Genomic DNA, 12,756 nt, shown 5'->3' with positions numbered 1-12,756 from the left:
ACTTAAATTTATGACTACAAATAACCAGACATCCATCGCATCTCTTACGATAAAACGAAGAACATATAGTGCTGAATTTAAACAGCAGATCGTTCAGGCGTGTAAAGCATCGGAGGTTTCAATTGCTTCGGTCGCTTTGCAACATGGATTGAATACAAATCTTGTATCCAAATGGATTCGCTTAATTGATGCTAAGCCAGGGAATGATCGCTCACTACTACCGAATAAACCTGCATTTATTACCTTATCTTGCTCCGCACCATTAGATCCTATCCCTACTGGCATGTTAACGGTTCAAATTACTTTACCCCACTCAAAAGCAGAAATTGGCTTGAAATGGCAAGTATCAGAAATATCTGCTTTAGCAGAATTACTCAAGGCACTTACAACATGATCCGTATCGATGAAATCTGGTTGTCTACTCAGCCCATGGACATGCGTGCAGGTATGGATACGGCCATGGCTCAGGTGGTGAGAGCCTTTGGCTACATCAAACCGCATTGTGCTTACCTGTTCTGTAATAAACGTGGCCATCGCATGAAAGTGCTGGTACATGATGGACTGGGCATCTGGCTGTGTGCCCGGCGGTTGGAACAGGGAAAATTCCACTGGGCTAAAGTTCACCAGGGTGAAAACGTAGCTCTCAGTCCAGAACAGTTACAGGCACTAATTCAGGGTTTGCCTTGGCAGCGCATTGGACGACAGCAAGTGGTAACAATGCTCTAAACTAGGCTGCTACATTCTGCTATTCTCCAAACGTTCTATTTCCTCTGCGTCATGACCTCAGGCATACTGCGGTCATGAAAATGCTGCCTGATTTAAGCCAACTGACCCATGAACAACTGCTGGAATTTACCCGGCAGTTGGCGATGCAGCATCAGTCTCTGGCACAATCAAATCAAGAATTAGAAAAATCAAACCAGCAATTGGATGCCAAAGTTCAACATCTTTCCATTCTCACGCAAAAATACGAGCATGAGCTCGCACTATTTAAACAGCACAAATTTGGCAGTAAAAACGAACATCTCACCGCAAAACAAATCCATCTGTGGGATGAAGCGGTCGAAGAAGATATTGCCGCTGTTGATCTGGAACTGGAACGGCTGAATGCAGATAAAACTGATGCAGCGACACACAAAGCCACAGTCAACAAACCTAAACGTCGACTGCTGCCCGATCATCTACACACCATCCGTATCGAGCATGAACCAACATCAACCCAATGTGCTTGTGGCTGCACCTTGCGTCGTATCGGCGAAGATATCAGTGAAAAACTACATTTCAGACCGGCACAGTTCTATAAGGAACAGCATGTGCGTGGCAAATGGGTCTGTGATCAGTGTGACACCCTGACTCAGCAAGCGATGCCTGCCTATGTGATTGATAAAGGCATTGCTTCACCTGAACTGCTCAGCCATGTGCTGGTATCGAAGTATGCCGATCATTTACCGCTGTACCGTCAACGTCTGATCTATCAGCGGGCGGGAATCGAGCTTTCTAGATCAACGTTATCTGACTGGATAGGTCGCTGCGGTGTGGAACTGGAACCTCTGGCCAATGCCTTAAAACAGGTGGTGCTGCAACAGCGGGTGATCCATGCCGATGAAACGCCGGTCACCATCATGCGGATGGGTGATGATGAGAAAAAACCGAAGAAAGGTTATGTCTGGGCCTATGCCACTACACAGTACAATCCAGTTCAAGCGGTGATCTATGACTTTCAGGATAGCCGTTCAGGTCAGCATGCAGAAGAGTTCCTGAATGGCTGGCAGGGCCATCTGGTCTGTGATGATTACAGTGGTTATAAAGCACGCTTTAAATCAGGCGATGTCATAGAGGTGGGCTGCATGGCGCATGCACGTCGTAAATTCCATGAGCTACATGTGACCGGGAAAAGTCAGATCGCTGAACAGGCATTACTGATGATTCAGAAACTGTATGCGATAGAAGCAGAACTCAGGAAAAAGACCGATGGTACAGCAGAACACCGCCGCGAATACCGACAACAGCACAGCCAACCGGTGATGCAACAACTGTGTGAATGGCTCAACCAACATTATCTGACGGTGCCATCGAGTTCTCCAACCGCCAAGGCCATCAATTACAGTCTGAAGCGTTGGCCAGCCTTAAGCCGCTATCTGGATGATGGCAATCTACCCATTGACAATAACTGGGCAGAGAACTCAATGCGTCCCTGGGCATTGGGCCGTAAGAACTGGTTGTTTGCAGGTTCGCTGCGCAGTGGACAGCGAGCGGCAAATATCATGACTTTAATCCAGTCAGCAAAGCTGAATGGGTTGGATCCGTATGCCTATCTCAGTGATGTGCTGAAAAGGCTGCCGACGCATAAAGCGACCCAAATAGAAGAATTACTACCACATCGCTGGAAATCCAACTCAAATTAAAAAATAGGCATGGGGTTCAGCGGACGCTTACCAGAGATTGACCTCAAAGCTCTACATGCCGAGATAGGACATCAGGCATTGCAAATTGATTTTTTAGAAGGTGCGCTCAGAAAAATAGGGCAGCTGAGCGGCAAAAAATGATCGATAAGACCCATCAACTTTCGGTACGACAACAATCGCAATTGATTCAAATCAATCGCAGTACGTTGTATTACAAGCCCAAAGAGATTTCATCAACTGATTTGAGTTGGATGCGTCTAATCGATGAAATTCATCTCGACTACCCATTTATGGGCAGTCGAATGATACGAGATATGCTACAGCGTCAAGGACATCAAATAGGTCGGCGTAAAGTCCGACGTTTAATGCGCTTGATGGGAATACATGCCTTGTATCCAAAACCCAATACCAGTAAGCCTAATCTTGCACACCGTATTTTCCCATATCTGTTGAAAAACATGGTCATCGATCACTCTAATAACAGAAAACTAAAAAAAAGTGGAAGAATATTTGAAATTTAGATCAACTTTAATAAGAAAAACCTATGTATTTGTTGATAATTGTAATTTTAAGAAGATTTGATTGATTAATTAAATGAATTTTCATATACAAAGATATGCTCATTTTTTATATCGATAAAAATGTTAAAATTTGACTATTTAGTAAAAAATATAGAGATTTTTATGGGGCAATTTATATTGCCCTTTTGCTTTGGTCGAAAAAATGTTCAACTTGAGATAGTAAAAATCAACTCAGAATTACTGAAAATCAGAAAGATTAAACAGAGTCAGAAAGCCGTAGTACAAGCAAAGTTCAAAGCAATCTACGTCAAAATTTGGCAAAAAATCTTGCTATTGATGCAAACGGAGCCTGGCTTACGTGTGCATTCTAATTATGTTGCAATCTTACAGTTGATACATAATCTTGATGATTTTATCGAAAAATCACAGCAACACTTGTGCTTTGAAAGGAAAACTCAGAAAGAGCTGGATGCTAAATTTTTTGCTCGATTTTTTAAGCTAACAAAGAATTCAATAAAAGATCAACTTTTACAAAATTGTTCAGATCGTAATGAATTTAGACAATGCAATGTGATAAAAAATTAAGCGAAAATGAATATGCCGAAGATTGACGCAGAAGAGCACTTTTTAGATTTAGCAGAAAAATTCCAAAAAGATTATTGTCTGTTACGTGATCTTGTTGTGAATACACAATTTATTGATCTATCAGATGATTTGTATAAAGAAGTCTACGCGCTATACAAATTAGCACAACAAATTTATAGCTATATATCAGGCTCCAGACAGATCGGTAAGTATTCTTTTTTGGCTGCTTTGAGTTATTTTTCATGTCCGAATATTAGTAATACTCAAGAGTTGTCGTCTGTACGTTATTTGATTCTACAAGCGAGTTTTTTAACATATCGGCAGTATCAAGAATTTGCAAAAATTGATAAAGCTGAGAATAAGCAAAAACATGTTTGTGACCTATTACGCTATGTCTCACGATATGTGCTGGATTCTAATAATGCTGAATTATTTCATGAGTGTAGTAAGCTGCTAAATTGTTATGTCACGTACGAACGTAATTTGAAAAAAGAGGATCGTAATCAACTTTTTAATATTAAAGATTTCAAACAAGTACAAGTCATAGAGTATTTATCGGCTCTATTAATAATTTTTAAAAGACTAGATGATCGTCGTGTTGTTCATCGTCAGCGTAAGTCAAAAAAAAGCAAAGTTTTGAAATGGCCCACTAAAAATGAACTCAAAAAATTTCGTGAAATAAAATCAGGTAAGCATGAAGATATCGGACATAACGCAAAGATCAGTTTTTATGATGCCTCTCTTCACAAAGATGAAGATCGTGAAATTGAGTTATTGGACACTGAAGTAGAATTATACTCTGAAGATGAAAAAACTAAAAATTTTAATCATTTAATTAGTGATTATGCTGCGTATTACACGCGGCATCGCCAACGCCGTCATGCGCCATTTATTACAAATCCACATTATTTGGCGCCAGATATACTGAAGCAAATTGTTTATGTGTTGAGAACTGAGTTAAATAGGGACTGGAATGATGCTGCAATCGCTGCAGCATGTTTATTGTCACTTTTGACGGGATTATCACCCGTCGCACTGATGGATTTTAACGAGCTTATTCAAGATGGAATTTTGATCCAAAATGGTTCAAGTAGACGTCGCGAATATTTACTCAAATTAAATCTTAAAATTACAGAGCAGAAGATTAAGAGCTTAAATGATGAGCGATGGAATGAAGTGATGACACATCAACTACATTTACCTTCTGCTTGGTTTGACTATATAGAACAAGCATCGAATCCAATAATTTCTTCAACAGACATTAATACAAAACTTAAGAATTGGCTTGATAATCGGTTTGTAGGTTCGATCACTGTTGAAAAACTACAGGCTCAATTATATTTTCATATATATTATGAAACATATAATGAATATCTAGCTCATGTAATTGCTGGGCGGGATAGTCAGCATCACATGCCTGGTATCTATTATGGAGGGCTACCGAAAGCTCAACTCAGTAGCACATATCTAGCCTTTGTAGAAACAGCACTTACACCACATTCCTCGGAATTTACTGAAGAACTCAAAATATTGCGACAACAATTCAAAGTGCAATCTGCCTTAGCTCTAGGAAGGATAGGGAGCCAACTGGCACTTGAACCCAGTTTTGTGAAAGAGCAATTTGCTTTTTTACATAAACATTGCCAAGAAAATATTCAAAAAGATCAACATATCATTAATCAACTGAATGCATACGCGTGTTGGATGTGGCATATCAGCTTGTTGAGTTTGGCAAGTCGGCCTAAAGAAAACCTGTTGGGGAATTTGGATGATTATTGTGTTGAGCTCAAGCTTTTATATGTGAATGATAAAAAAAATAGTAAAGCAAGAAAAGATGGTCGTTTTATCCCTTTATCTGATTTTTTCATAAAAACACTGCAAAATTACACTGTCTTTTTAGAACAAATTATTGAAGCGTACGGTTCATTTTTTAGACAAGTCTTTGCAAAGAAGAAGATAACTGTAAATGATCTTTTTGGTAAGGTCATTTTTAGTAAAGATATCTTGCCGATAACTGTCAAAGAATGGCAGAGCAGAAAAATTAAGTTAATCCCTTTATCGAGAAACTGGGTGAATTCATATATGCAAGGAGTCTTTCCAAAGAATATGTATTCGAATTGGTTACGTCATTTTGATATGAATTTTTTGATGTATGCAGAAGAAAAAGAAGAAAAAACTGCTTTAGCATTCCATTTAATACAGGCTCTTTATGGTCATGACCAACGTGACCGAGAGGCTTTTCATCCGCATTCTTCACTTATTCCGAATGTCTATGTACAGCAAGCCCGCCAGCAATTGCAAGATAATGTCAAATCTTTATCGATTAAACACTTAGAGCGAAAATAGTTGTATGCAAAAAATCAAAGAACTAATAAAACCACAACTAGATGATCTATTTGTTGATATTCATAAAATGGTGAAAAAGTCGCTAGATAGACAGCCTTCTCCACCTGAAGTATTGACGAAAGAAATGCAGCAAAAACTTGATCAGCAGATCGCTGAAAAATGGCATGACATTAAAGATAGTGTTGATTGTTTGAGTCAAAAGTTGAGCCGAGACGAACAATCAAAACTGATGCAATTTACTGAAGATGAATTTAATAAAAGAAGGAGGCAATTCAACCAGAATGTAGATAAAAAATCATACAGAATTAAGCTAAATCCACATACTAAACGGATCGTACTGCCTAGAAAAATTGAGAGTACAGAGTCACGGTTAGAACAGGGGCATCTACATATCCATGTACTTAAGGAATTAAGGCAGTATTGGCAAGATTCATTTGAATATTGGAATGAACCAAAGTACTTATGGGGAAATTTATGCTTAAGTTTTATATATATTTCAGGCTGTGCAGATGAACAGCATTTGATTGCTATTCAGAAGCAATTGCAGGAGGCCATTGAGCTTGGTACAGATCTGAATTGTTTTCGGTTATACCATTCGGACTACAAAAAAATCACTAATCCATTGTTACTACATTATCGTGTTGAAAACTCTCAATATGGCAACGATGTAGAACAGGGAAAGTTGTACCAATGGAAACATGTTTTTTTTAACCCATATGCGCAGTTCATTTTGCAATATTTAAAAAAGTTGAAAGCTACTCAGAAAGAATTTTGTCTGCAACATTCAGTTGAAGATTGTATTTTAGAAAGCTTGAGTAAGATAGGCAGGAAAAAAAGTCTTTGGGATCTGCAATATCAAATTAAACGCCGTGGATTTCGTGTATTTAATGATGTGCAAATGGTACTCGAATTTAATCCAAACCTCAGCATAGATATATTTTTGAGTAATGTGCTTCAGCAAGAGATTAATACTGTCGCTTTAAGACCATCCGAATTTAGATTGCTGTGGAATAATGATTACAATCAAGTCACAGAACCAGATAATCGCCCTATTCATTTTGAACAAGAGCAGTTACTTCCTGAAGTTCCGACTGTTCAAAGCAAATTACAAACGATTCCGTATGAGTTGATGTTGTTTGGTCAAAAGAAACGTAAAGGTCAAAAAGTTGAGCGTTTAGATAAAAAGAGGAATAAAGAAGAACGCACGCTACGTTTTTGGCAAGAAACTAGAAGGGTGTTAGAGGAGAAGATAGTTGATGCTAATACGGAGGAAAAGTCTTTAATTGATGCTCAACTACGCTTAATTCACTGGTTAATGCATTTAAAAAAACGAGGGCTTCAATTATCAACTATTGAAAGCTACTTAGGATCGTTTGGCAAAGAATTTATATTTGAGATTTGGCTCAATAAATTAGATTTAAAGCAACAATCCATAGATGACTATGAGGATTTATATCGGCAGCTATTGAAATACAGCAGTGAACGTGATGAAAAAGCAGTTCAACGAGATTCGGTGAAAGGAAAAACCTCTCGTAAGATGCACCAAAGCGCAGAATACCGTTTTGGTCGCCTAAAAGATTTTCATCAATTCTGTATAGAGAATTATGATGCTCCAGGGGTATTGGTGTTACAGAATTCAAGTTTTAAGCATTTACAAATTTGCAATGCACGGCTAGTGAGTCCTTTGCTATTTGGCAAATTATTGGAAAAACTAGAAAATTTAAGTCAAGAGCCAACGGCATCAGAGTGGGTCGATCATCTGAGTTGTTTAAAGCTGATGTATTTACTAAGTTATAGAACTGGACTTCGATTAAATGAAGTTCGTTGTCTTAAAATACAAGATATTATTTGCCCAGAGCTACTTTATAAAGAAAAAGAAAATACAGTTTATAATAATATCACGCTTCATATCCAAGACAATTCATATCGCCGTCTGAAAACGCGAAGTGCGAATCGTCAAATACCATTGAAAATTGCATTGTCAGAACATGAGTTTTTAGTAGTACAACGTTACATACAACATCGTTATGAGCAATATTTGGTTAATCAGCAGGATGATCTACTTTTTAGTGTGAATCATCGTGTATTAACTGATCAATGTATCAGCAAAATTACAGTAGATTTGTTTAGTCAAATATTAGGTATGCATCATGGCTTTAGTTTTCATACATTACGCCACAGTGCTGCTAACTATCTAGCAATAACTTTGCTCGGTTCAAAAGAAATGATCAAGACCTACACAGATTTTCCTTGGGTAAAAGCAAAAAAGATGAGGGATTTATTGTTTGGTATGAAAGCACGTGCTCAAGAAGAGATTATTCAACATAAATGGCAGGTGCTCGCCTCTTGGATGGGGCATAGCAGTATTGAGCAAACGGCTTCAAATTACCTTCATGTTTTGGATTTATTAGCAGTCGATCGAATTTATAATTCGCCGTGTATCATTTCAAAAAAAGTATTAGAACAGTGTTTTAGTCCAGTGAAGTCAAGTACAGACTACATAAACCTAAATCGTTATACTCAGCAGCAGAAATGGTTTCATTCTTATCAGCAAACACAGCCAGTTACGATGGCTGGCCGACAAGAAAAGAAGTTTAGTATAGAGAAGAGTACTCTAACACCTTTTCAACGTTTGATAAGTTTTAGAGAAGGTCGTTTAAGCGAAGATACTCAAGCTCAAGAATGGATGCAACGATGTCAATGGATGAGCACTAAATGGATGGATCGCCAAAAATTTAATTTAAAAACGAATTATGTTTATAGTAAGAATTTAGAAGAGAGTTGGTTTGATGAACTTTACGAAAAGGCTAAAAAACTGACTCGTCCAGATGAAATAATTCCTCTCCTTGATTTTCATTATAAAGATGATAGGCAGCAAGATGCACTGAAAGAAAAGAACATGGTTAAGGCGCTTAAAATATTATTATTATTTGGAAAACTGCGTAAGAATTTTCTGCATTTTCAATGCCGAATAAAAGGTGATGAGCAACAAATTGTTAATTTTATTACTGGTATAGAGCCAATGTTAGGAGATCATCTGTATTTAGAAAAACAAAACTACCCAGTTAATTTGGGTGCTCCTGAGCGAACCGTTAAATTTAGTTTTCAAAGAGTTGTCGGTTCTAACAAAAAAAATGTTACTCCGCTGGTTATATTTAATTTAATGTTAAAAATGATGCAAGAAGATGAACTCTGGATCAAATAGCCTAAGCATCTTAAAAAGGGGAAATTTAAAAGCTTTAGCATCACAGTTTCGTCACTGGATTTTAGACACTAGTGTAAATTGGTAAATCGCTGAGCTAAAGTGTTGTAGTCCAAACTCGATATGACAGTTACCCATTTTATAGTGTGCCTGTCAGGTTAAATTTGAGCTAAATTATTCTCAGCCCAAATCCGCTTCCAATCAAATAATGATTCAAGTGGCGTGCCGCCTCTACTCAATCTAATTCACAGTACCTAAAACAGGTATCAACTTCGGCCCAGCCATTCTCGCTTTGCTAATGATATCCACCAGCTCATAATAAGTCAGTTCAAACTTATCATCACTATCAAAAACATAAACCATGTTCTTGCCTTCATGTTCTTGCGGAGTAGGTGGTACAAATCGTTTCGGGATTAGAAGTTGAGTAATTTGTTCGTCAGTTAATTTAAATAAGTGCATGTTTTTATCCTACTCTAGGTAAGTCAGACCATTTTGTTAAATACGATGGTGATCTAAGGTTTTGATTCATGTGCCATAAGGCTTCTTGATTGTTGGCAATGCCTAGCGTAACGAGATTCTTCCCAAACCGTTCACTGATGGCTTCAATAACATCTGAAAGTTGTTCGCGCTCTTGCTTATGCGAATAGTCCGTGAATAGATCAGGCACAAATTTGGATTTATCCTTAATTTCTAAAAGTACGATTCCTGCCTTTTTATACTTAAAACCCTTCTTAAATATCTGATCGATACCTTTCATTGCAGCCTTGGTGATAAGTAACCAGTCGTCTGTATACTCATGCATCTGAACTACGGTGTATGGGGTGTAACGCTCAGTCTTATCAAATCGACTGGTTTGAATATAAACCCCAATCATCTTGCATATTGAGCCATCATCACGCATTCGCTTTACTGCTCTGGCTACATAGAGTCGCACCGAAGCCTTTAGATCATCCACTTCATACATAGGGCTGCCATATGAGCGGCTGCTGATAATCTGCTTTTTGGCTACTGCATCATCAGTCAGGTCGATACAAGACAAACCCTGTAACTCAAGTACTGTCTTTTCCATGACGATGCTGAATTGCTTTTTAATTTCTTTAGGATTGGCGTTAATCAGATCTAGAACAGTCTGGATACCCATAGCATTGAGTTTCTTGCAGTTCTGCCTGCCGACTCCCCAAACATCAGATACATCGATTTGCGCCAGTAAAGTCTCAGCAGAGCACTGGTCCATATGAACTAAATTACACACGCCACCAAAATACTTGTTCTTCTTGGCTAAATGATTGGCAATCTTGGCTTCAGTTTTAGAGCGACCGATTCCAATACAGCAGGGTAGGCCTAACCATTGGAATGTTTTAATTCTCATATCTTGCGCATATTCTGTCAGGTCAAATAAGTGCTCATACGCTGTGAGCTTTAGGAAGCATTCGTCAATTGAATAGACTTCTTGCTCTCCAGGTGCAACATAACTCCCGAGAAGCTCCATAAAGCGTCTGGACATTTCACCATACAGAGAGAAATTACTCGAGAGAACCTGAATGTTATGTTGTTTGATCAAATCCTGAATCTGAAATACAGGAACCCCCATCTTTATACCTAAGTCTTTTGCTTCTTGGCTTCTTGCCACGGCACAGCCATCGTTGTTGCTGAGCACAATGGTTGGGCAATCATTTAGGGCAGGGTTAAACACACGTTCACACGAGACGTAGCAATTATTCACGTCAACTAACGCGAATATTTCATTTTCACTTTTCATTTTTATTCTTCTTTTTATGAACGGTGATGAATACGTTTTAAATTAAAAGTCACTACACCCCAAATAGATATTGTCTGACTGTCGTTGGGAATGATGTGATTGTATCTAGGATTCTCAGCTTTTAACCAAAGGTCTGGAAGAGGGTAGTCTTCATCTCCGAAAATCTCTTTGATTTCAGACTTAGACATCTTGCTTGTAATCATTAACCGCTTAATTGTCGAAGAACTATTATCAATTAATGCAATTACGATATCGTAGTGCTTTGCTTCTATACTGCGATCAACAATGATCGGATCATTAATCTCAAAACCTGCATCAAGCATCGATTCACTGTCTACGTAAGCGATAAATGTAGAAATAGGGTTATGAATAAGGAACTCATTCAGATCGAGTGCTTTATCTTGTTCATCCTTGGTACTAAATGCAGGACCAGCAGGAATGCGCTCTAAAGAGACTGGAATTGAGACTTTGGATTTGGGTAGTACTGCGGTTAACCCTAATTTCTCAACAAGTTCATTTTGAACAGCGATTTGTTCTAGAACTGTATTGATGGTAGGGCTTGGCTTACCCTCTGGACCCATGAGATCTTGCAAAGATGACCATGCGTCATCAGAGAAGTAGATCGGCAACTTCTTAGACATGTGATACTCCTACGCTACAGTGGCGTGTTTGGAAGTAGAATTTGTCTAAATATGATATTACTAACAGGGATTAAAATTCAAATTTAAAAAGTTGTGGATAAACAAGGAGAAGTCAAAATAAGTCGTTTTGTTTCTGCTCATCGCGTGGAAAAGTGACGAATTCATCAAGCATGTGAAAGAAACCCCAACCTTGGCAATAGTTACCGACATAAAATACCTTAAATAACATAAATAGTATTTTAATAAAAATTATATATAACAGATATATAGGGCTTTATTGCATAAAGGATTTAAAGGCAAAGTTCTCCTAGATGCCTCAAATTTAAGTGACAACTTGAGTATGAGGTCGGACTAATTCTGTAAATTTATTTAAAATAGCTATACGGGAATGTGCCTCATTGACTTGGCTTTGAAAGTTCCTAGCACTGAGTTTATCGCCTAATAATTTGATGCAATGCATCTTAGTTTCGACCAAACTTCGGTAATGATAGCCTGACCATTTTTTCCATAGTGTCCTGCCTGAGAAGCACTGCTTCGCAAGATTAACTGTTCGAAGTAATTCATTTCGCTCTCGCGAATGAACTTTGTTATCTTTCCAAGGCTTTGCATTTTTTCTGGGTGGAATCACGGCATACGCTTGCCGATCTGCAATGACCTGACGGCATTGTTTTGTGTCATAAGCCCCGTCTGTATAGAATGAATCAATCTGCTCATCTAATGGGATTTGATCAAGTAAATTTCCAAGAACTTGCGAATCACTGATATTATTTGTTGTCAGCTGAACTGCTCGTATTTGCAGGGTTTTAGCATCTATACCGATATGCAGTTTAGGCCATTTCCGACGGTATTCAGGCTGATGTTTCTTACGCTTCTATTCTCCTTCACCTAAAAATTTTAAACCCGTAGAGTCGACGAGTAGGTGTAACCCATCACGACTTTTCTGATAGCTTATCGCAATATCAATATGCTTTTGTCGTCTACAGAGGGGGGAGTAATCTGGTGCTGTCCAATTCAAGCCACTGAGTTTAATCAGGCTTTGAGCAAAGCCAGTGACCATACGTAAAGAAAGACAGAATAGAGATTTGATCATTAAACAGCATTGAATCGCTGTATTGGAATAAGTTTGATTTCGTCCGTGCTTGCCTTGTGGTTGTGCATACCATTGGGTCTTTGGATCAAACCAGATTGAAATATTCCCTCGCTTGATTAAAGCTTGGTTATACGAGGACCAATTGGTTGTACGGTAGATTTTAGGTGCAGGCTTCTTCATCTGGAAATTATATTGCTGAAGAAGCCT

The 12,756-nt window shown here is 38.3% G+C and carries 9 protein-coding genes and 2 pseudogenes; 7 read left to right on the top strand and 4 right to left on the bottom strand.

Features of this window, described 5'->3' with window-relative positions; translation table 11 throughout:
- The first annotated feature begins 10 nt into the window (after window positions 1–10).
- The 7 genes and pseudogenes from tnpA to AC4CUX_RS18430 all read left to right on the top strand — a co-directional run bounded on the left by tnpA (window position 11) and on the right by AC4CUX_RS18430 (window position 9,062).
- Window positions 11–394, top strand: coding sequence for an IS66-like element accessory protein TnpA (gene tnpA, locus AC4CUX_RS18460; RefSeq protein ID WP_004684363.1), 384 nt, complete (start codon window positions 11–13; stop codon window positions 392–394).
- Entirely contained in the window at window positions 391–726 is a 336-nt protein-coding gene (gene tnpB, locus AC4CUX_RS18455; protein WP_043974827.1) for an IS66 family insertion sequence element accessory protein TnpB, read from the top strand. The genes tnpA and tnpB overlap by 4 nt, the downstream gene beginning before the upstream one ends.
- Window positions 727–800: 74 nt before the next feature.
- Window positions 801–2,405 (top strand): IS66 family transposase, encoded by a 1,605-nt coding sequence (tnpC, locus tag AC4CUX_RS18450; protein ID WP_201952670.1) that lies wholly within the window; start codon window positions 801–803, stop codon window positions 2,403–2,405.
- A gap of 30 nt (window positions 2,406–2,435) precedes the next feature.
- Window positions 2,436–2,884: pseudogene (locus tag AC4CUX_RS18445) on the top strand (IS3 family transposase); the annotation flags it as partial.
- Between the two features lie 162 nt (window positions 2,885–3,046).
- A complete protein-coding gene (locus AC4CUX_RS18440) occupies window positions 3,047–3,511 on the top strand; it encodes a hypothetical protein (RefSeq protein ID WP_000911010.1) in 465 nt (154 codons plus the stop codon).
- Between the two features lie 12 nt (window positions 3,512–3,523).
- Window positions 3,524–5,857, top strand: coding sequence for a hypothetical protein (locus AC4CUX_RS18435; RefSeq protein WP_490792640.1), 2,334 nt, complete (start codon window positions 3,524–3,526; stop codon window positions 5,855–5,857).
- A 4-nt stretch (window positions 5,858–5,861) separates the two neighbouring features.
- Window positions 5,862–9,062 carry a tyrosine-type recombinase/integrase gene (locus tag AC4CUX_RS18430; protein WP_490792639.1) on the top strand — a complete coding sequence of 1,067 codons (3,201 nt, stop codon included), beginning with the start codon at window positions 5,862–5,864 and terminating at the stop codon, window positions 9,060–9,062.
- Window positions 9,063–9,299: 237 nt separating this feature from the next.
- Here AC4CUX_RS18430 and AC4CUX_RS18425 read toward each other — a convergent pair whose 3' ends face one another.
- The 4 genes and pseudogenes from AC4CUX_RS18425 to AC4CUX_RS18410 all read right to left on the bottom strand — a co-directional run bounded on the left by AC4CUX_RS18425 (window position 9,300) and on the right by AC4CUX_RS18410 (window position 12,729).
- On the bottom strand, window positions 9,300–9,518 hold the full coding sequence (locus AC4CUX_RS18425; RefSeq protein ID WP_000550046.1) for a hypothetical protein: 219 nt from the start codon (window positions 9,516–9,518) through the stop codon (window positions 9,300–9,302).
- A 4-nt stretch (window positions 9,519–9,522) separates the two neighbouring features.
- The gene (locus AC4CUX_RS18420) at window positions 9,523–10,818 is read right to left on the bottom strand and encodes a Y-family DNA polymerase (protein WP_490792638.1); all 1,296 of its coding nucleotides are present in this window, start codon (window positions 10,816–10,818) and stop codon (window positions 9,523–9,525) included.
- 14 nt (window positions 10,819–10,832) lie between these two features.
- Window positions 10,833–11,459 (bottom strand): LexA family protein, encoded by a 627-nt coding sequence (locus AC4CUX_RS18415; protein WP_119686703.1) that lies wholly within the window; start codon window positions 11,457–11,459, stop codon window positions 10,833–10,835.
- A gap of 322 nt (window positions 11,460–11,781) precedes the next feature.
- Window positions 11,782–12,729: pseudogene (locus AC4CUX_RS18410) on the bottom strand (IS5 family transposase).
- Between the last annotated feature and the right edge of the window lie 27 nt (window positions 12,730–12,756).

It is taken from the genome of Acinetobacter sp. 231_lipA (assembly GCF_058243005.1).
Note: the sequence above shows the minus strand (reverse complement) of the source record. Positions and strands in the feature narration are given on the sequence as shown.

Excerpts from the sequence above, each read along its gene's own strand:
- tnpA (WP_004684363.1), top strand. The coding sequence starts at position 11 with ATGACTACAAATAACCAGACATCCATCGCATCTCTTACGATAAAACGA.
- tnpB (WP_043974827.1), top strand. The coding sequence starts at position 391 with ATGATCCGTATCGATGAAATCTGGTTGTCTACTCAGCCCATGGACATG.
- tnpC (WP_201952670.1), top strand. The coding sequence starts at position 801 with ATGAAAATGCTGCCTGATTTAAGCCAACTGACCCATGAACAACTGCTG.
- AC4CUX_RS18440 (WP_000911010.1), top strand. The coding sequence starts at position 3,047 with ATGTTAAAATTTGACTATTTAGTAAAAAATATAGAGATTTTTATGGGG.
- AC4CUX_RS18435 (WP_490792640.1), top strand. The coding sequence starts at position 3,524 with ATGCCGAAGATTGACGCAGAAGAGCACTTTTTAGATTTAGCAGAAAAA.
- AC4CUX_RS18430 (WP_490792639.1), top strand. The coding sequence starts at position 5,862 with ATGCAAAAAATCAAAGAACTAATAAAACCACAACTAGATGATCTATTT.
- AC4CUX_RS18425 (WP_000550046.1), bottom strand. The coding sequence starts at position 9,518 with ATGCACTTATTTAAATTAACTGACGAACAAATTACTCAACTTCTAATC.
- AC4CUX_RS18420 (WP_490792638.1), bottom strand. The coding sequence starts at position 10,818 with ATGAAAAGTGAAAATGAAATATTCGCGTTAGTTGACGTGAATAATTGC.
- AC4CUX_RS18415 (WP_119686703.1), bottom strand. The coding sequence starts at position 11,459 with ATGTCTAAGAAGTTGCCGATCTACTTCTCTGATGACGCATGGTCATCT.